The sequence below is a fragment of the Halomonas sp. DP5Y7-2 genome, from assembly GCF_019802025.1.
Lineage (GTDB): Bacteria > Pseudomonadota > Gammaproteobacteria > Pseudomonadales > Halomonadaceae > Halomonas > Halomonas litopenaei_A.
In genome coordinates, this window is record NZ_JAHVHY010000007.1 from 80463 (window position 1) to 102010 (window position 21548).

A 21548-nucleotide genomic window follows, 5' to 3' on the forward strand; every position below is an offset into this window, starting at 1 on the left:
CACAGTATAGCGGCCGGCGGGCTAGAGCCCGCCGGCAGGGAGTAGCAGAGCACGAGCTTAGCTGACGCGCTGGCCCGGCTCGGCTCCACTGTGGGGTTCCAGCAGGTAGATGCCATCGTCATTGCCGGCGGCCAGCACCATACCCTCAGAGATGCCGAAGCGCATCTTGCGAGGCGCCAGGTTGGCCACCATGACCGTCAGCTTGCCTTCCAGGGCTTCCGGGGAGTAGGCGCGACGAATGCCGGCGAACACCTGGCGGCTCTCGCCGCCCAGGTCCAGGGACAGCTTGAGCAGCTTGTCCGCGCCGTCCACGTATTCTGCCTTGGCAATACGCGCAATGCGCAGATCCACCTTGGCGAAGTCGTCGAAGCTGATCTCGTCGGCGATCGGTGTTTCGGCTAGCGGGCCCTTGGGGGCTTCCTTGAGCTTCTGTTCCTCCACCAGGTCCTCCTTGGAGGCTTCGATCATGGACTGGATACGGTCGCCGTCGACGCGGGTCATCAGCGGCTTGAACTTGTTGATCGGGTGATCGCCCAACCAGGTTTCGCGGCTGTTCCAGTCAAGGCTGTGAAGGTTCATGAACGTCGCTGCCTGCTCGGCCATGGCGGGAACGACGGGCGCCAGATACACCATCAGCTGCCGGAACAGGTTGATGCCCATGGAGCAGATGTCCAAGACTTCCTGCTCGCGTCCCGCTTCCTTCGCCAGGGCCCAGGGGGCCTTGTCGGCGATGTAGGTGTTGGCGTCATCGGCCAGCTCCATCACCTTGCGCATGGCACGACCGAATTCACGCTGCTCGTAGTAGTTGGCGATTTCGTCTCCCGCTGCGATGAAACGCGCCAGCATGTCTGGCTCCGCGCAGTGGGACGACAGCCGCCCATCGCCGAGCTTCTTGACGAAGCCGGCGCAGCGGCTGGCGATGTTGACGACCTTGCCGACCAGGTCGGCATTCACGCGCAGGGCAAAGTCCTCGAGATTGAGGTCAAGATCGTCGACCCGTGACGTCAACTTCGCAGCGAAGTAGTAGCGCAAGTACTCAGGGTTGAGGTGCTCGGCATAGGTCGCCGCCTTGATAAAGGTGCCACGAGATTTTGACATCTTGGCGCCATTGACGGTGACGAACCCATGGCAATTGACTGCCGTCGGGGTGCGCATTTCAGCGCCGTGCAGCATGGCCGGCCAGAACAAGGCGTGGAAGTAGACGATGTCCTTGCCGATGAAGTGATAGACCTCTGCCTGGGAATCCGGCTGCCAGTAGCTGTCGAAGTCCAGGCCCTCGCGGTCGCACAGGTTCTTGAAGCTGGCCAGATAACCGATGGGCGCGTCGAGCCAGACGTAGAAGTACTTGCCGGGTGCGTCGGGAATTTCGAAACCGAAGTAGGGCGCGTCGCGGGAAATGTCCCACTCGTTGAAGCCCGACTCGAACCACTCCATCAGCTTGTTGCGGATCTGGGGTTGGACGTGATCGTCCTTGATCCAGGCATTCAGGAAGTCCGCGAAATCCGGCAGCTTGAAGAAGTAGTGGGTTGAGCTGCGAACTTCCGGTGTGGCTCCCGATATGGCCGACACCGGATCGATGAGCTCGGCAGGGGTGTAGGTCGCCCCGCAGGCCTCACAGTTGTCACCATACTGATCCGCCGTATGGCACTTGGGACAGGTGCCCTTGATGAAGCGGTCGGCCAGGAACAGCCCCTTGACCGGATCATACATCTGTTCGATGTCTCGGGTCGCGATGTGACCCTTGTCACGCAGGCGTGTGTAGATGAGCTCGCTGAAGCTGCGATTTTCCTCGGAATGGGTCGAATGATAGTTGTCGAAGGCCACTCCAAAGCGGGCAAAGTCCTGCTGGTGCTCGCGGGACACGCGATCGATCAGGGCCTCGGCGCTGATGCCTTCCTGCTCGGCACGCAGCATGATCGCGGTGCCGTGGGCGTCATCCGCGCAGACATAATGGCACTGGTGCCCCCGACTCTTCTGGAACCGCACCCAGATGTCCGTCTGGATGTACTCCAGCAGGTGACCCAGGTGGATGGCTCCATTGGCGTAGGGCAAGGCACTGGTAACCAGGATCTGGCGCTTGTCGGGTGCGGAAGTGGACATGATGTGACGTGATATCCCGTTGAAAATCAGGCGTCGATTGTAGCCATGATCGAGCGCTAGTGCATCCGCTATCGTGTGTGAACGCCTGAGTTCAGGCAAATGCTGATGGGATGTCGTAAGCGCGCCAGTTTATGCCGCGTCGTGTTTGCTTCGCGCCAGCAGCACGCCTACTCGCGGCAGACCTTGATCCTTGAGGGATAGCGCCTGCAGGCGGCTCATGATGCCCTGGTCGCAGTACAGCAGATAGCGGGAGTCTCGGGACAGCGCAGCCGCTCGGGTCGCCAATTCATAAAAAGGAACGTGCTCGACCTCGTGGCCCGCAATGGTCAGTGGCCGTCGAGCTGCTTCATCCGGCGAGCGCACGTCGATGACGCGGATAGTGGCGTCAGCTGCGGCGGTGAGCTCTGCGATGGTGAGTTCATCGAGGGCGTGCCGCGATGGCGTTTGTGGCTCACCTGGGTCATCTACGGAAAACTGGCGCACCCGGCTCAGGGCGTCGTCAAGCAGCTCAGCTGGCAGCCTGGCTTCGGCTTCTTCCAGCGCTGCCAGGGACGTCTTCACCAGAGGTCGAGCTGACATACCCCCACAGTACTCCGGCATTTGGCTTGACGCTTGTGCGGTGCCAATGCGCCTGGCTTCGTCGATGATGGACTGTTTGTCTTCTGTCAGCAGGGGGCGCAGCACGGGCAAGTGGCTGGCCTTGTCAATCAGCCCCAGGTTGCTCAAGGTTTGACTGGACACCTGGGCGATCACCTCGCCCGTGACCAGCGCGGGAATCCGGGCGCGCTGGGCCACCCGAGCAGCGGCAGCCACCATGTAGCGTTTCAGTACCAGGGACACCAGGCCGTCGGGCACCTCACGGGTGAGCTGGTCGACGACCTTTTCGAAGGGCACGCTGGTGAAGCTGACCTTGTGTGACGCGCTGAAGCGTCGCCAGAGGTCATGGGTCAGCTGTCTGACGGCCTGTTCCTGTGCCTCTCCGCCGAAGCGAAACAGAATGAAGTGGCACTTTATCCCGCGCCTGAGCATCCGGTAGGCGGCAACGGGCGAGTCGAAGCCACCGGACATCAGCATCAGTGCCTGATCCTGGGTGCCCAGAGGGAAACCGCCAATGCCCGCCGTAGTAGCCACTTCATCAATCAATTCAGCGCCGTCGAGCCTCAGTGAAATGGTGAGGTCGGGATGCGTGAGATTGACCTTGGCGTGGCGGGTGTGGCGCAGCAGCTCGGCGCCCAGGAAGCGCTCGGCATCGACGGAGTTGAAGGCGTGGCTTCCCTTGCGCCTGACCTTGATTCTGAAGGCTCGTCCCTCTACCTGCTCGGCCTTCTCCAGGGCGAGCCTGGCCAGGGTCACTTGCCAGTCCCCCAGCTCACGCCGCTGAATGTGGGCAATCTTCTGAATGCCGGGTGTGTTAGCCAAAGTGTCGAGTGCCCATGTGTGCTGGGCGTCATCCACATGGGACGGGAGTCGTACGACTAGATGGTCATGTGCAGTGACCACCTTTGACGTTGGCAGCTCTCGCCGCAGCGCGTTGCGGACGTTGGTGGCCAGGCAGCGCCCCATATGGCGTCTGACAGAGGCTGACTTGGTAGAAACGTCAGCGGAGAGCGTAAGACGAAATTCCATGGTGTGAAGTTCGGTACGTGAGTGTAAGAATGTAATAGTGATCTGGATCAATATTTGCGTGGATAGTGGAAAAAAACGCTGACCACCAGAGGGGGAGGTCAGCGATGGTGACTGCTATGCCGTAATGTGTCTGTCAATACAGCGCTTTTTCTTCTTGCACTACCTCTTTGAGGAGTTCGAGGAACAGGCGATCGGCCTCGGAGTGTTCGTCAGCGCTGTCAGGAATGTGAATGCTGGTGGTATCAGAGATTTCGTTGGCGATGTCTGCCATGACACCGCTGTCACTGCCTTTTTCGAGGTGACGCCGGGCAATCTCCAGAGAGGTTTCCAGGATCTTGGGGTCCTGCAGCAGTTTCTTGATGAACCCCGTCAATTCATTGATGACGCGGGTTTTTTGGATTTCGGATGAGGCCATCGGAGACTCCTGAAATGGGTACGTGATGCTGGCTTCTACGATAGCATGATTGAGCCAGTGAACGGGATTCATGACTTTTAGGAGCAGTTCATTTGTCTGTGTCAAGCATTCAATCGCCCCTGGAATGAGTGTTTGGGGCTTTTGGTGTTACAGAATGTGATCGTTTGTGCGAGTATTGTAGCGGGTGATGGGGTGGGGCGATCGCCAACAATGTCGCTGGATGCTTGGCGTTGAAGGAAAAAAGCTGGCCACCCATACCGGGATGATGAGTCTGGTAGCGCCGAGGCAGCATGACGGGTTCAACGGTGAATTGGGTTGTTGAGCTAGTTCGTTGGTACTAGATTCACTTGTACTGGCTGCGGCCATTGATAATTAAGGGAACACAGATGAACAGTTACAGCCGAGAAGCTCGCTCCGCTCTGTTGCGGCCTTTGGTGCGAGCCGTTGCGCTGACCACGTCAGCGATGATGGTGGCGCCTGTTGTACTGGCGCAGGATGCACAGTCATTGCCAGCAGGCACGTCTTCACCGGGCGCAGCGACATTGCGCGATGTGGTGGAGCAAACGATCAATACCAATCCTGAGGTATTGGCAGCCTGGAATGGCTTCCAGGCCGCAGGACACGACGAGCGAGTCGCCTTCGGTGGCTATCTGCCTCAGATCGATGTCAATGCTGGCGTTGGCCTGGAAGACCGGCAGAACGACCAGCAGGGGAGCTACGACACCGATTACGTCGAGATGACGCTCAATCAGATGATTTATGACGGCTTTGCCACTGCTAGCGAAGTGGAACGCCTCAGTCGTGCCGAGCTGGTGCGTTACTACGAACTGCTGGGCGCGAGTCAGGACGCCGCTCTTGACGCGACCAATGCCTATCTTGACGTTCAGCGCTACCGTCGCCTGGTGGGGCTGGCCCAGGATAACTACCAGAAACACTTGGAAGTGTACCAGCAGATTGAGGCGAGGGCGCTATCCGGTGCCGGTCGCCGGGTTGACCTGGAGCAGATAAGCGGTCGTTTGGCGCTTGCCGAGTCCAACTTGATCACCGAAGCGTCGAACCTGCATGACGTGTCTGCGCGCTTCCAGCGGCTGGTCGGCGAGCTCCCTCCGGAGTCTCTGGCCCCGGCGCCCACCTTTGCCGAACTGCTCCCGGCCGATGTTGCTCAGGCGCTGCAGCTGGCATATGACGGCAATCCTGACTTTCATGCGGCCATCGAGAATATTGAAGCCTCCAGAGCCGAGCGTGAAGGCACCAAGGCACCGTTCCATCCTCGGCTGGACCTGGTGGGCCGTACTGGCACCTATAAAGGTAGCGACACGGACGGCGACTTCATCTCGGACAATGAACATGAAGACCGTCACAGCATCGAGCTGGTGGGTAGCATCAACCTCTATCGTGGTGGTAGTGACCTGGCGTCGTTTCGTGCCGCCAGCGACCGCGTTGAACAGGCTATCAACCTGCGTGACAAGGCCTGTGTGGACATTCGCCAGACGACCACGATTGCCTTCAACGACACCCGCCGCCTGCGTGACCAGTTGGCTTACCTGAATGAGCACCGTCAGACCACTGACCGCGTGCGTGGCGCCTACAAGCAACAGTTCGATATTGGTCAGCGCTCGCTGCTCGACCTGCTTGATATCGAGAACGAATATTTCGAGGCAAGTCGTGCTTACGTGAACGCCCAGTTTGATGTGGCATTGGCAGATGCGCGCACGCTGCGGGCTACCGGTGAGCTGCTCGAAGTACTTGAGGTTCGCAAGGATGGACTGCCGACGCTGGCCGACCTGGACAGCAACGGCGTTGCCATTACGCCCGATATCGTCTGTCCCGCGGTGGGGCCGCGTGCCTATACCATCGATGAGTTGACCGGGACCACCCGTGCCCCAGATGTGGTGATGTCTGCCGATGCGCTGTTCGAAGTCAACAGCTATGTACTTAGCGAGCGTGCCCGTCGCGAGCTTGGACAGCTGGCTGCACAGCTACGCGCGCGTAATGATCTGGTGCGTATCTTTGTTGCTGGGCATGCTGACAGCACCGGAAACGATGGAATCAATGACCCGTTGTCGCGTAATCGTGCGGCTGCCGTGGGCGACTATCTGATTAGTGAAGGCGTAAATCCTTCACTGATTCAGACTCAGGGTTTTGGCTCCCACCGCCCGGTACAGTCAAACGATACGGTTGAGGGGCGGCGTCAAAATCGACGTGTGGAAATCACCCTTGAGCGCAGCGGCGAGAACCTGGACCTGGGCTCGGTTCACCCGGCAGCTGGCAATGATGTAGTGTCTCTCGCCTGGGCGAAAGACCATCGTGCAGGTAGCGTAGAGGGCTGATGCCAGTCGCGGGGAGCATGACGATAGTGTCGTCGTGCTCTCCGCATGGATGTCGAACGTCGCCGGACACTGAAGCGTAGTGATCTCGGCACCGAAGTGATAAGCGTAGCGTGCCTGCTCGCCGGCGGGAGCGCTACGTTTCAGTTATCGGCAATGCTATCGGCCTACAGAAGAGGTACATGTGGACGATTCTCGAGTCGCAGCGGATGCTGCACCGTCTGAACCGGAAACGCAGGAAGGGAGTGGTTCCCCCGTCAAGGATGAACTTCTGGAAGTGCTGCTGGCGGTAGCTCATTACCATGATCATGACGTCAACGCAGATTCCTTGACCGCAGGCCTGCCCCTGGAAGATGGGGCACTGACGCCGGGGATCTTTCCCCGAGCGGCGGAACGTGCCGGCCTGACGGCGAGAATCATCAAGAGCCGCCTTGTGCAATTGAATCCGGCTCTATTTCCGGTGGTCCTGTTGCTCGAGCCTGGGCGTGCTTGCGCTCTTGTTGACATGAACGTGAAGGCGCGCACGGCAACTGTCGTGTATCCCGAGCTGGGTCAGTCTGCTGTCGAGATTGGCCTGGATGAGCTGCACGAGCGCTACAGCGGGACGGCCATCTACGTTCGCCCCAGATTCCGTTTCGACGCTCGCACCAAGGACGTGAACGAAAAACGTTCGGGACACTGGTTCTGGGGGGTTATCAAGGAGAATCGTCGCCTCTACAGGGATGTCATCCTGGGTTCCATCGCCATCAATATCTTTGCGCTGGCGATGCCGCTGTTCGTGCTCAACGTTTATGACCGTGTAGTGCCAAACCACGCCACCGAGACGCTTTGGGTGCTGTCGGCTGGGGTGCTGATTGTGTTGGCGTTCGATCTGACGTTGCGCTTGATGCGATCGAGTTTTGTCGACCTGGCGGCGAGCAGGGCTGATGTCAAGCTATCGTCCCGCATCATGGCACGGGTGATGGGTATGCGCATGGAGGCGAAGCCGGCCTCGACGGGGTCCTTCGTGGCCATGTTGCAGTCCTTCGAGTCCGTGCGCAGCTTTATCGGGTCTGCCACTGTCATCGCCATGGTCGATCTGCCTTTTGTGATCATGTTTATCGCCATTATCGGCCTGATCGGTCCGGCGTTGGTCATCCCCATTGTTGCTGGGGTGATCTTCATTTTGCTTTACGCCCTTGGTGCTCAAGGCAAGCTACATGACCTTTCGGACACCACGCTCAAGGTCGGCGCTCAGCGCAACGCCACCCTGGTTGAGTCGGTGTCCCAGCTGGAAACCGTCAAGTCGCTGCGTGGCGAGAGCCGGATTCAGGGGCAGTGGGAGCAGGCCAGTGCGTTTCTGTCTCGTACAGGCGCACAGCTGAAATTTCTGGGAACATCGGTGACCAGCATTGCCCAGTGGACGCAGAACACGGTCGGCATCTGCGTCATCTTGATCGGCGTGTATCTGATCATCGAGGGCGATCTGTCCCAGGGGGGCCTTATCGCCGCCTACATGCTGTCATCGCGGGCTCTGGCCCCGGTCAGCCAGGCAGCAGCGCTGCTGGCTCAGTATCACCAGTCCGCCACGGCGCTCGAATCGCTGGATCGCGTGATGGAAATGCCGGTCGAGCGCGAGGACAAGAGTTATATCGACCGGCCTGCCGTCAAGGGGCTGGTGAAGTTCGACAAGGTGACCTTTCGCTATCCCCAGGCCGAGACGGACAGTCTGCGCGACATCAGTCTGTCCATCGCTCCGGGTCAGAAAGTCGCCTTGCTGGGGCGTGTAGGCTGTGGCAAGACCACGCTGCAGAAGCTGTTGCTGGGGTTGTATCAGCCAACGGCGGGCTCGGTGCTGATCGATGATGTCGATATTCGCCAGCTGGACCCTCTGCAGCTCAGGCGGCATATCGGCTATGTCCCGCAGGACGTGCGTCTGTTTTTTGGCTCATTGAAGGAAAACATCGTTGCCGGTGCCGGTAGCGAGGGTGTCGATGACGACCTGCTGCTCAAGGCGATTCGTATCAGTGGCCTGGACAGCCTGGTCAGCACGCACCCCCAAGGGGTGGAGCTGCAGGTCGGGGAAGGTGGACAGATGCTGTCGGGAGGGCAGAAGCAGGCCGTGGCGATCGCACGGGCCATCGTGCACGATCCCTCGATTCTCTTGCTTGATGAGCCGACTAGCGCGATGGACCATGCCAGCGAGGAGGCCTTCAAGCGTAACCTCAATGAGTTTGCAAGTGGCAAGACGGTGGTCGTGGTGACGCATCGTACCTCGCTGCTGTCGCTGGTGGATCGTATCGTGGTTATTGATTCTGGCAAGATCGTGGCGGATGGAGAGCGTGACAGCGTCATGGATGCGCTGCGCAAGGGCCAGATCGGGAGGGCCAGCTGATGTCTGCCAAGAGTGCCGAGCAAAAAGGATTCGAGGGCGTCGGCCGAGTTTCCCGCTCGGGAGGAAAAGTCTTTCGCCCCTTTATTGATCGCCTGTTTGCCCGTCGGGTCAGTGCCTCGCACTTGAATCGCGATTGGGCCAGCGACGCCGACTGGGCGCGCATGCAACAGGACCCCCTTCGGGCGCGCCTGATGCTGTATATGGTCGTGGTAGCGATTATCTGCGTCATCGTGTGGGCGTGTTTTGCCCCCATTGACGAGGTGACCCGTGGCAGCGGCAGGGTGATACCTTCCAGTCAGTTGCAGCGAGTGCAGAGCTTCGACGGCGGCGTGGTGCAGGAAATTCAAGTGGCCGAGGGTGACTTTGTGGAGGCCGGTGATCTGTTGATGCGCATTGACCCCACCCGATTCCTCTCCAATTTCAATGAGAACCGTGCCAAGGCCGAAACCCTGCAGGCCAAGGCGGAGCGTCTGCGTGCGCTGGCTACGGGGTCTTCTTTTGATCCTTCGGAGGAGTTGATCGAACAGGCGCCTAACATCGTCTCGAGGGAGCGGGAGCTGTACCAGAGCAGTCTGGAGACACTGGACGAGCAGAAGCAGATTCTGCAGCAGCGCTTGGAGCAGCGCAGGGCAGAGCTGAATGAAGCGGCAGCGCGCCGCAATGCCGCTAGCCGAGAGCTCAACCTGGCCAGTCAGGAACTCAACATGACCCGTCCGCTGCTGTCGAGTGGCGCGGTGTCTGAGGTAGAGGTACTGAGATTGCAGCGGGAAGTCTCCCGTGCGAGCGGTGAACGCAATCAGGCCGCGGCACAGGTGTCTCGACTCGAGGCCGCTATTGTAGAGGCGCAGGGCGAGCTGCGGGAGGTTGAAGCCAAGGCGCGGACAGAATGGCGCCAGGAGCTCTCGGCGACCCTGGGTGAGCTTTCGGCGCTGAATGAATCCAGTGAGGGCCTAGAGGATCGTGTCCGCCTGTCCGAGATTCGTTCTCCGGTGGATGGGGTGGTTCAGCGCCTTGCGATCAATACTATCGGGGGTGTCGCCCAGCCTGGCCAGGAAGTGGTGGATATCGTGCCTACCGATGATGCGCTGGTGGTCGAAGCCAAGATTGCGCCTCAGGATATTGCCTTCCTGCGGCCGGGGCTTCCAGCGACCATCAAGCTGACTGCATATGACTTCTCGATATATGGGGGGTTGGAGGCAGAGCTCGAGCACATTAGCGCCGACACCACGACCGATGAAGAGGGTAATACCTACTACCGGGTGCGTGTTCGCACGCAGGACGAAGAGGCCGCCAGTGAGGTGGAAGTCATCCCGGGCATGACCGCTCAGGTGGATATCCTGACGGGTAAGCGCACCGTCATGCAGTTCTTGCTGAAGCCGGTGCTGCGGGCGTGGGGTAACGCGATGGGAGAGCGGTGATGACGCGATACTTGGTCTATCAAGGAAGTAGCGAGGTACCGCGTTGGAGCGATACCTTTAGCGATCTGGAGGTCGTGGCGCCCCATAGTGTATTGGATCATGCGATCAAGGGAGACGTTGCCTGGATCGTTGTCGAGGCCGGTGACTGGACGGGGCTTTGCTCTCGTCTGACGGCCAAGGGTGTGTTGGTGGCGGTGCTGTCGTTCAACCCTTATTCTGCAGAGGCCTATCAGGCCTTTAACGCCGGTGCCAGGGGCTATGTGCACGCGCTGTCCACCCCGGAAGTACTGCGTCAGGTCGATATCGTGGTGCGCCACCGCGGAATCTGGTTATGGCCTGAACTCATGGATAGCCTGGTTGGCGGGGTGTTCAAGGCGATGGGCGGGGCGCCTGCGGTTCATCAGGATGTGCTGGAAGGACTGACCGAGCGAGAGAAGGATGTTGCCCTGGCGGTGGCTGAAGGCCAGAGCAATAAGCTGGTGGCCAGGGAGCTCGGTATCACCGAGCGCACGGTAAAGGCACATCTTGGTGCAGTTTTCCGCAAGCTGGGCGTCAAGGATCGCATGCAGTTGATTTTAAGAATGTCTCGAGATCGTTGACGCATCCCCTTTACGTGAGTTCCACGAAGCCCGAAGACCGCAAGGTGTTCGGGCTTTTCTGTGCCGTGTCGTATACCGCCGTCCGTAAAGTGAACCAGTAGTTCCTGACCGTACGAGGATTTGGCCTAGAAGAAAGATTCGCGTGAGCTTTTTAAGCTGTCGTTATTGGTGTTTGAAAAGTCGTCTATTGGCTATTGAACGGCTGTCTTATGTCGCCTTTGTGAGACCCATAACTCGTACTAAATATGCACTAAAGATTTTTTATCCGCGCATTTACCCGCCACTGACCATCTAGACACTACCGTCACAAAGCCGCGCGCCCTAGTTTGCTCCTTGAATGACTAATCAACAGCAAGACGCAGGGTAGAAACCATGAATATCACTTCTGTTGAAGGTACGGTCTGGATTATCGATGTGACCGGGGAGCGCACACTCGCACGGTCGGGGGACATCCTGTTGCCGGGCCAACGGCTCATGGCCGGAGAAAATGGGCATGCGACAGTGGCGAGCCCAGATGGACAGGGGGCGCTGGATCTGGCTGCAGGTCAGTCGCTTGAGGTTCCTCAGAATGCTGCAGGAGAGGACCTGGTCGTCGAGTTTGATGAAATCCTCCGCTCGCAGGTATCCGCCGACCTTGCTCAGGAAAGCGTCCTCGGTGACAGCCAGCTTGAGGCCTTGCTGACAGCACTAGATGCTGGCGAGGATCCCTTCGATGTTCTTGAGGACCCTGCCGCAGGGCTGGGGGGCGGAGCGGGAGTGAACAACGGGCATTCCTTCGTCCGTTTGCTACGCGTCCTCGAGCAGGTATCGCCCCTCGCATACGACTACGGCCTTAACAGCGGTGACAATCAGGAATTTCCTTTGTTTGTCGGTGATATCGTTGACGGCGATACGGATGAAACTCCTGACAATGGGGTGTCGTTGGGAGGCTTGGTCGGAGGGCCCGACGGAAGCGGACTGGGTGATGGGCTTGAAGGCACGGACGGCTTGCCGCCTGGCATCGATAGTGCCGAGTTGCTGGTGCGTGAGTCGGGATTGACGGGCGGCAGCGATTCGTCCAGTGGTACTGCCCAGCAGGCCAGCAGCTTCACTTTCAGCAGTGTGGATGGGTTGGGTACGCTTGTGGTGGCGGATGTGGCGCTTACGCTCGCGGACCTGCTGGCCTTATCGTCTGGGCCCCAGTCCATCGAATCTCCCCATGGCGCTCTCTGGTTGGATGCATTTGCAGGTGATGGCACAGGCGGAACCGTCTTTTATCACTACGAGTTACTGTCAGCGGTAGACAACGATACCGTTCCAGGGGCGACCGATGCAGGTTTGATCGAGAGCTTTGTGGTGACGGTCACCGACGTGGATGGGGATACTACGACGGGCAGTCTTGACGTGCTCATCCTGGATGATGTGCCTGACGTCACTGTGACAGGCCCTATCATCGTATCGGAAGGTGAAGAGGTCTCAGGGGTTTGGCAAGAGGTAGAAGGCGCTGATGCCATCGTATCGACACAGGTGGTGGTAGAGGGAGTCGCCGGTACTTTTGCGCTGGGTGATGAGATTGAATTGTCGGATGGTGTGCTGGTCATTCATGCAGATGGCACCTGGACGTTTACGGCCACAGACGGGCGCGACCAGACGCTTGAGCGCGCCGTCGAATTCACGATCGTGGCAACGGATGGCGATGGTGATCAGGCCGTGGCAGACCACCGCATTGTGATTCAGGACGCCGCAGAGCCGACCACGCCTGGCGATGGCGGGGATCCTGCTTCGGCCCCTGGAGAGGTGGTGCTCGACGAAGAAGGTCTGCCTGGTGGTGTGATCGGTGGTCCTGGGGACGTCGCTGGGGAAGTCGTCAGTGTCAGTGGGCAGCTGGGATACGACTTCGGCGAGGATGGGCCCGCCACCGGTGGTGGCTTCACATGGTCACTGGAGGGGTTGCCCCAGCTGACGTCGCAAGGCGAACCATTGACCTATCGGCTGGAGGGTGACGGCCAAGTGCTGCTGGCGGAGACGCCGGATGGCGAAGAAGTGTTGCGCGTTGCGGTGACAGATGTTGCGAGCGGCACCTTTGAGGTGGTCTTGTCGGGTCCCCTGGACCATCCGCTAGGCGACACAGAGGACGATATCGTCGTGGCGGTGGGGTATACCGTTACCGACATCGATGGCAGCACTGCAGATGGACAGTTGGATCTGCGTTTGGATGACGACTCACCTGTCGTGAATCTCGCGGTTGATGAAGGCGCGACGGTGGTGGATGGTCAGGTGCTTGCCAGTGAAGGCGAGACCGTCATCGGTTCATGGGCGATTGAGCCGGGCGCCGATGGCGTTGGTGTGATCGAGGTGATGGTCAATGACACGCCGCTGACCTTTACCAGCCTGCCGAATACCAGCGATGAGGTGACGGTAGCGCTGCCCCAAGGTGACCTTACCCTGCGAGGCGATGGCAGCTGGTCCTTTACCGCTGCCACGGGGCTCGATAACTCTCAGGAGCAGGCCGTCAATGTGGTCCTGCGGGTCACCGATGGTGATGGTGACGTCAGCGAAGTCGATATCAGCGCGTCGATTCTCGACGCGGCGGCACCGACCACGCCGACTGACGGTGGGGATCCTGGCGCTGGGCCTGGTGAAGTGGTGCTTGATGAGGATGGTCTTTCGGGTGGCAACGCCGGTGGCGTGGGAGACGTCGCGGGCGAAGCCATTCGGGTCAGCGGGCAACTGGGTTATGACTTTGGTGATGACGGCCCCGCTGCCATTGGCGCTTTCGCGTGGTCGTTGAGTGGGCTGCCTGCGTTGACGTCGATGGGCCAGGAGTTGGTGTATCGCCTGGCCGATGACGGCCAATCGCTTGTGGCTGCCACCGATGCAGGGGTTGAGGTACTGCGTGTGGCGTTGACGGACCTGGCAAGCGGTAGCTTCGAGGTGCTGTTGTCTGGCCCCCTAGATCATCCCCAAAACTCTGAGGAAGACGATCTGTCGATGCGCCTCGGCTATACCTTGACCGACATCGATGGCAGTCAGGCCACGGGTGGCTTGGATATCCGTATCGACGACGACACACCGGTCGCTACGGTCGCACCCGATACCGGCACCCTGGTCGTGGACGGCGTGGTGCAGGCAACGGAGGGGGAGACGGTCACAGGAACATGGAGTATCCAGCCCGGCGCCGATGGTCTTGCCAGTATCGAGGTGTTGGTCAATGGTATGCCGTTGCTGTTTGATCGTCTGCCCGCCGCCAATGAAGAGGCTAGCCTGGCCCTGCCGCAGGGCGAATTGACACTGCGGGGTGATGGTAGCTGGGCGTTTACTGCGGCCGATGGTCTCGATAACTCGGTGGATCAGGTCGTTGACGTGGTGCTGCGCGTGACCGATGGCGACGGTGATATCGTTGAGGTAGATATCAGCGGTGAGGTAAGGGATGCCGCGCGCCCAACGACGCCAACGGATGGCGGCGATCCGGCCGCTGCGCCCGCTGAAGTGGTGCTGGACGAAGACGGCCTGGCGGGGGGAATTGCGGGGGGAGCCGGTGACGTAGCGGGGGAGGCCACCTCGGTGACAGGCCAGCTCGGTTATGACTTTGGTGATGATGGCCCCGCTTCATCCGGAGCGTTTGCCTGGTCGCTGAGCGGCTTGCCGGCATTGACGTCCATGGGACAAGCCGTCGCATTTACCTTGTCCAACGATGGCCAGACGCTAGTGGCCGCCACCCAGGCTGGGGATGAGGTGCTACGCGTCACGCTGACAGACTTGGCGACGGGTGCCTTCGAGGTTCGCTTGGCAGCGCCGATCGATCACGCTGAAACCTCGGTTGAAGATGATGTGTCCCTTAGCCTCGCTTATACCCTGACCGATGTGGATGGCAGTCAGGCGACTGGTGGCCTGGATATTCGTATTGACGATGATATGCCGGTGGCAACGGTGGCGCCTGATGCGGGTACCACAGTGATAGGTGGTGTGATTCAGGCTGACGAGGGTGAAACGGTTACCGGTCAGTGGAGCATCCAGCCGGGCGCCGATGGGCTCGGCAGTATCGACGTATTGATCAATGGTTCGCCGCTGTCCTTTGATCGTTTACCCGCTACCAGTGATGAGGTTTCGCTACCGTTACCACAGGGTGAGTTGACGCTGAAAGGCGATGGAAGCTGGTCATTTACGGCGGCTGTCGGGCTCGACAACTCTGTTGCTCAGACTGTCGATGTGGTGCTGCGGGTGACCGATGCCGATGGCGATGTGGTGGAGATCGACGTCAGTGGTGCCATTAATGATGCTGCGTCTCCCACTACGCCCAGCGACGGTGGCGACCCGAATGCGGCACCTGCCGAGGTCGTGCTGGACGAGGATGGGTTGGCGGGTGGCGTTGCGGGCGGTAATGGTGACGTGCCTGGTGCGGCTACGCTGGTTAGCGGGCAGCTTGGCTACGACTTTGGTGATGATGGCCCTGCTGCCAGCGGGGCCTTTGCGTGGTCATTGACAGGACTACCGGCGTTGACGTCTCAGGGGCAGGCGCTGACCTATCGACTGGCCGATGACGGACAGACTTTGGTGGCCGCCACTCAGGAGGGAACCGAAGTACTTCGGGTGTCCTTGACCGACCTGGCCCTCGGGACCTTTGAGGTCAGCCTGTTGGCTCCCTTGGATCACCCGGAAAACTCGGTCGAGGACGATCTGTCGCTAAGTCTCGGCTATACCTTGACTGACCTTGATGGCAGTCAGGCGACCGGTGGACTGGATATTCGCATTGATGATGACATGCCTGTCGCCTCCGTGGTCGCAGATGAAGGTGTGGACGTGGTTGATGGCGTCATCCAGGCGGATGAAGGCGAGGCAATCTCTGGTCAGTGGAGTATTCAGCCGGGTGCGGATGGCCTTGCCGGAATTGAGGTGGTGATCAATGGGTCGCCTTTGGCGTTCGATCGCCTGCCCGACAGCAGCGATAGCGGGACCCTGACGTTGCCACACGGGCAATTGACCCTGAATGGTGACGGTAGCTGGACCTTTACCGCCGCTACCGGGCTCGACAACTCGGTGGGCCAGCTGGTTGACGTCGTGCTTCGGGTCACCGATGGCGATGGCGATGTGACGGAAATTGATATCTCCGGTGAGGTGCTTGACGCCGCTAGGCCAACGACACCGTCTGACGGTGGTGATCCGGCAGCGGGTCCCGGCCAGATAGTGCTGGATGAGGATGGACTGGCAGGCGGTATTGCCGGGGGGGATGGTGATGTCGCTGGAGAAGCCACCCAGATTTCCGGGCAGCTGGGCTATGACTTTGGCGATGATGGCCCCGCTCGGGATGGTGCGTTCACCTGGTCTCTTGATGGGTTGCCGGTGCTCACCTCCTTGGGTGAGTCGGTGGTGTATCGTCTGGCGGACAATGGCTGGACCGTTATTGCCGAGACGGCGTCTGGCGATGAGGTGCTTCGGGTCGCGCTTACCGACATGACGACTGGCGATTTTGAGGTCACGTTGTCCGCTGTTGTCGATCATCCTCAGAACTCGATCGAAGATAGCCTATCCCTTGCGGTCGACTATACGTTGACCGACCTGGATGGTAGCACGGCGACGGGAACGCTCGACGTGGTTGTCAATGACGATACTCCCACAGCGTCTGTCACGACGTCCGATGGTACCGAGATTGCCGGGACGATTGAGGTCGATGAAGGTGCGACCATCTCTGGCCAGTGGGCTATCGCGGGTGGCGCTGATGGCTTGGCTGCCGTCGATGTTGTGGTAAATGGCACGTCCTTGCCGTTCACGGCTCTTCCTGGGCCGGCTGATGAGGGAGTGCTGACGTTACCCCAGGGTGATTTGACCCTCAGGGGTGATGGCAGCTGGTCCTTCACTGCGGCCACTGGATTGGATAATTCCAGCCCGCAGGAGGTCAATGTTGTATTGAACGTCACGGACAGCGACGGTGATGTGGTGATGATCGACATCAGCGGGCAGATTCGCGATGTGGCTACGCCGACAACGCCGACGGATGGCGGAGACCCGGCAGCGGCTCCCGCTGAGGTAGTCCTGGATGAGGATGGCTTGGTCGGTGGCAATGCCGGCGGTGACGGCGATGTGACAGGTGAGACGACGTTGGTGAGCGGCCTGCTCGGGTATGAGTTTGGCGATGACGGCCCAGCTGCCAATGGTGCCTTCACTTGGTCAGTGAGCGGTCTGCCGGAGCTGACATCTGACGGCGAAACACTGGTCTACCGTTTGGACGATGATGGGCAGACGTTGCTTGCGGAATCCTCCAGTGGCGATGAAGTGCTGCGCGTCGCCTTGACGGATGTGGTCGCCGGCACCTTCGAAGTCAGCCTGTCCGGCCCGCTCGACCATACTGAATCGCTTACTGAGGATGATCTGGCATTTTCAGTGAGCTACACCGTCACTGACATCGACGGCAGCACCGCGGATGGGCACCTGGACATTCGTATCGATGATGATACGCCGGTCGCATCGGTGACGCCGGACGCCGGCACGATAGTTGACAATGGCGTTATTCAGACCGAAGAAGGCGCCACTGTCACCGGTGTCTGGTCAATCCAGCCGGGTGGCGATGGTCTTGGCGCGATCGAAGTGTTAGTCAACGGCTCTCCGCTCTCCGTTGTCAGCCTGCCAGGTCCCGGTGAGTCCACCGTATTGCCCCTTGCTCAGGGTGAACTCACCGTCAATGGTGACGGAGGATGGTCGTTCACCGCCGCCAAGGGGCTCGATAACTCGTTGGATCAGCGAATTGATGTAGTCCTCAGAGTCATCGATGGTGACGGTGATGTCGTGGAAGTCGATATCAGCGGTGAGATACAGGACGCCGCAGCGCCGACGACACCTACGGACGGTGGTGATCCGGGCGCTGCGCCAGCGGAAGTGGTGCTGGATGAGGAGGGCCTGCCGGGCGGCATCGCCGGTGGACCAGAGGACGTGGCGGGTGAGAGTACCCGTTCCTCAGGGCTCCTCGGTTATGATTTCGGAGAGGATGGTCCGGCTAGCAGCGGTGCCTTCAGCTGGTTACTGTCGGATTTGCCGTCGCTGACTTCTATGGGGCAGGCATTGACCTATCGGTTGGCCGATGACGGTCAGACGTTGGTTGCTGAGACGCCAACGGGAGAGGCGATCCTCACTGTTGCTGTGACAGACCTTGCTACAGGCGCCTTTGAGGTCACGTTGACAGGACCGTTGGATCATCCGGTGAGTTCGGTGGAAGACGACCTGGCCTTTACGGTGGGCTATACGCTCACGGATCTGGATGGTAGCACGGCGACCGGCGAGCTCGACCTACGTATTGATGACGACTCTCCCGTGGCCTCTATTACCCCGGATGACAATGTCAACGTGGTGGACGACGTGATTCAGACGGCTGAGGGCGAATCCGTCACCGGTAGTTGGGTCGTTGACGCTGGTGCCGATGGTCTTGGCGCTATCGAAGTGGTGGTCAACGGCTCGCCCTCGACGTTCACCCGGCTTCCTGCCATCGATGAAACGACGACGATCAGCTTGCCTCAGGGCGAACTGGTGATCGCTGGTGACGGTCAGTGGATCTTTACGGCCGCCACAGGCCTGGACAATTCAAGCGATCAGCGCGTCGATGTCGTGCTCCGAGTGACTGATGGCGACGGCGACGTCACCGAAATCGATATCAGCGCAGATATTGCGGATGCGGCTACACCTACAACGCCCACGGATGGAGGCGACCCTGCAGCCGGACCGGGAGAAGTTGTCCTAGATGAGGATGGCCTGGAGGGGGGCATCGTTGGCGGAGACGGCGATGTACCCGGACGGGTCACCTTGGTAAGTGGTGTCCTGGGTTACGACTTTGGTGATGATGGCGCGGCCGGCACTGGGGCATTCAGTTGGTCGACCTCGGGGCTTCCTGCGTGGACGTCAGCAGGCGAAGCTCTTAGCTATTCACTTGCCGACGATGGACTGGTACTCCTGGCGTCAACCGCTTCCGGCAGCGAGGTGTTACGCATCGCCCTGGTAGATGTGGCGACCGGCGCTTTTGAGGTTACCCTTTCAGGGCCGCTCGATCATCCGGTCAATACGACGGAGGATGATCTTGCCCTGTCCGTCGGCTATGTCGTGACCGACCTGGATGGCAGCACGGCCAACGGCGAACTGGAGGTGCGCATTGATGACGACACTCCGGGGCCAATCGTCGCGGAGTCCGGCATTATCAGTGAGGATACCCGTGGGTCGCTGGGCTTGGATGGTGGGTATGGAGCAGACGGCTCTGGTGAGTCTATCGGTTTTCAGGAGGGCATTGATGGTACGCCCGTTCTTGACATCCAAGGCAACATCATTCTGTTCAACGGCGACGCCTTAGGCTGGCAGTTGTCTGCTGATGGGAAAGAACTGGTTGCCCTCACGAGTGATGGCGCTATCGGCTTCCGAGTGGTGCTGGATGAGGCCAACGATAGGTATCTCTTGCAGACTGAGGACGGGGAGCGTTCCTTCTTCACGCGTCTGGCTGTCCCTATCGACGGTGTCGACACGGTCACCGGGGGCACTGAGGCTATTCTCGATCTTGGAGACCCCGATCTGGACTCTCAGGTGGTGTATTCCGCCACCAACGGAGTGTCTCTGCTGGACGGTGGGCTAGTTGTGGGGGCCGGGCAGATCAGCGACGGCGATTTGGTCCGAATTGACATGGTAGAAGGTGCCTCACGTGGTTCGACCGGTGTTACCTGGGATAGCGCGATCCGTGTCGGCGCGTTCAGTCAGACGATCCACGTCGATGGGGTCGCCAATGCGAGAGCTACGTTGATTCTAACGGCTGAGGAGTTCACTCCCGGCGGCGGTACTCCCAATGATCTTGCGCTGGGAGCCGACGATTTACGGATTTTGGATGGGCGCGGGATTGATGTATCCAACGAGGTTCGAATAACGGAGACCACCGAAGGTCTTAGGGTTGAAGGTATCCAAGATGGTTGGACCTTCGTGTTGGTTCGTCTCGAGGGCATGCAGTCGGTCACGATCAAGGAGGGCAACGGTGAGCCCTTCCGATTGGGCGATGTCGAGATTGTCCGTGGTGCCGCTCCGGGTGATGCCTACCTCAATCTGGGGTTAACGGCCACTGATGGTGATGGTGATCAGACCTCAGGTGAGTTGGCGCTTGTTGTGCCTGGCGCAGGTGAGTTCGTTGTGGCGAGCAATGCCAACAACACCATCACCACCAGTGGTGGGGATGATGTGGTCATTGCCGATACGGGCGGCTCTTTTGTCATTGTGAACCCTGCGGGAAATTACAACCTGTCTTTCATACTTGATTCATCAGACAGTATGCTTGCAGAGGTTGATACGTTGCGTCCCGATGGGGCGGGTAACTATACACGTCTGGAACTGTTGCAGGCGGCCATGGTTCGACAGTTGGAGACGTTGGCTGATTTCGAAGGGATCGTGAACCTCCAATTGGTCGATTTTGATTCACGGGCTCGTACTCCTATCATTTTTGATGACTTTGACCGTGACAACCTCGCTGATGCCGTGAGCTACGTTATGGGTATGGAAGCATCAGGTACCACCAACTTCGAGTCAGCGATGCGCGCAGGTAGGAACTTCCTGAGAGATATGGCGAAGGTGAATAGCTACGAGTCAACGGCTATTTTTGTCACCGACGGTCGTCCTGTCGCCTGGATAGATGACAATGGTGATATTGTAATACCTGATCCGCTACAGGAGGGTACGCTGACGGCTATGGAGGAGGCTGTTGGGGTTTACAAAGAATTGTTGGAATACGCTGACTCTGTACACGGTATAGGTATTGGCGACGATAGTCTTGTCGATTACATCCGGTATTTCGACAATACAGATGTGTTGGGAGAGGATGTCGAACTTACACTTCTGGACGGCAATGTCTTCACTGGTACGGCTGGTGAGGCGGATATCGTAAATACAGAGGAGGGGCTCAACCTTGCCTTGGATACTGGTTCCAGTGAGTCTGGTCTTGAACCGTTAGGTAATGACTTAGTCTTTGCCGGAGCAGGGGATGACCTCGTGTTTGGCGATACGGTAAATTCTGACGCTCTCACTTGGACAGACGGGGATACCGGAGAGGTATTCCTGGCCGGCGAGCATGACGGAATGGGATATCTAGGCCTCTATGAGTTCCTGAAATGGTCCGCGGAGCATGGCGATGGTGAGCCTCTTAATCAGGATGAGATAAAGCGTTATGTCCTTGATAATGTCGATGAACTCATGAACTTGAGTCGACAGGATGGGGGTAACGACACGCTGTATGGGCAAGGGGGGAATGATGTCTTGATTGGCGCCGCGGGGCAGGATGTTCTTGTCGGAGGCCGGGGCGATGACGTGATGTGGGGCGGCTTGGGACAGGATAGTTTTGTGTGGGAGGATGGTGACATCGTCCCGGATGTTCCCGAGGTGGACCGTATTGAAGACTTTGTGCTTGGTTCGGATGACGAGGCCGATAGACTTGATCTCAGTGGCATTCTGAGCGATGGCGCTGCAGCGGATATCTCAAGTTATCTTGTCGCCGTTAACGAAGGAGATACGCTCGTCCTCAAGGTGAAGTCTGATGGTGGGATTGATGCTTCTGGAAGCAATGCTGACCTGACGATTGAGCTGGCAGGTTTGGGGGGCAGTGGGACGGGGGGTGACATCCTTCAGCGAATGCTGGACGACGGACAGTTGATCGTTGAGTAGCGAGCCAAAGAGGTAAATGGAAGGGGCCTGATGATCAGGCCCCTT

The 21548-nt window shown here is 59.1% G+C and carries 8 protein-coding genes; 5 read left to right on the forward strand and 3 right to left on the reverse strand.

Features of this window, described 5'->3' with window-relative positions; all coding sequences use genetic code 11:
- Positions 1-57: 57 nt before the first annotated feature.
- The 3 genes from metG to KUW18_RS14295 form a co-directional block, all read right to left on the reverse strand.
- A complete protein-coding gene (gene metG / locus KUW18_RS14285; protein WP_222163754.1) occupies positions 58-2100 on the reverse strand; it encodes a methionine--tRNA ligase in 2043 nt (680 codons plus the stop codon).
- 129 nt (positions 2101-2229) lie between these two features.
- Positions 2230-3726 (reverse strand): tRNA uracil 4-sulfurtransferase ThiI, encoded by a 1497-nt coding sequence (gene thiI / locus KUW18_RS14290; RefSeq protein WP_222561727.1) that lies wholly within the window; start codon positions 3724-3726, stop codon positions 2230-2232.
- A 133-nt stretch (positions 3727-3859) separates the two neighbouring features.
- Positions 3860-4141 carry a hypothetical protein gene (locus KUW18_RS14295; protein ID WP_206939306.1) on the reverse strand — a complete coding sequence of 94 codons (282 nt, stop codon included), beginning with the start codon at positions 4139-4141 and terminating at the stop codon, positions 3860-3862.
- Between the two features lie 386 nt (positions 4142-4527).
- On the opposite strand from KUW18_RS14295, the gene KUW18_RS14300 reads away from it, so the two are divergent.
- The 5 genes from KUW18_RS14300 to KUW18_RS14320 all read left to right on the forward strand — a co-directional run bounded on the left by KUW18_RS14300 (position 4528) and on the right by KUW18_RS14320 (position 21503).
- A complete protein-coding gene (locus tag KUW18_RS14300; RefSeq protein WP_261396701.1) occupies positions 4528-6471 on the forward strand; it encodes a TolC family outer membrane protein in 1944 nt (647 codons plus the stop codon).
- Between the two features lie 181 nt (positions 6472-6652).
- Entirely contained in the window at positions 6653-8842 is a 2190-nt protein-coding gene (locus tag KUW18_RS14305) for a type I secretion system permease/ATPase (protein WP_222561728.1), read from the forward strand.
- A complete protein-coding gene (locus KUW18_RS14310; protein ID WP_222238562.1) occupies positions 8842-10260 on the forward strand; it encodes an HlyD family type I secretion periplasmic adaptor subunit in 1419 nt (472 codons plus the stop codon). Before KUW18_RS14305 ends, KUW18_RS14310 begins: the two co-directional genes overlap by 1 nt.
- Positions 10260-10859, forward strand: coding sequence for a response regulator transcription factor (locus KUW18_RS14315; RefSeq protein WP_206939299.1), 600 nt, complete (start codon positions 10260-10262; stop codon positions 10857-10859). The genes KUW18_RS14310 and KUW18_RS14315 overlap by 1 nt, the downstream gene beginning before the upstream one ends.
- A gap of 372 nt (positions 10860-11231) precedes the next feature.
- Entirely contained in the window at positions 11232-21503 is a 10272-nt protein-coding gene (locus KUW18_RS14320; protein WP_222561729.1) for a retention module-containing protein, read from the forward strand.
- The last annotated feature ends 45 nt before the right edge of the window (positions 21504-21548 follow it).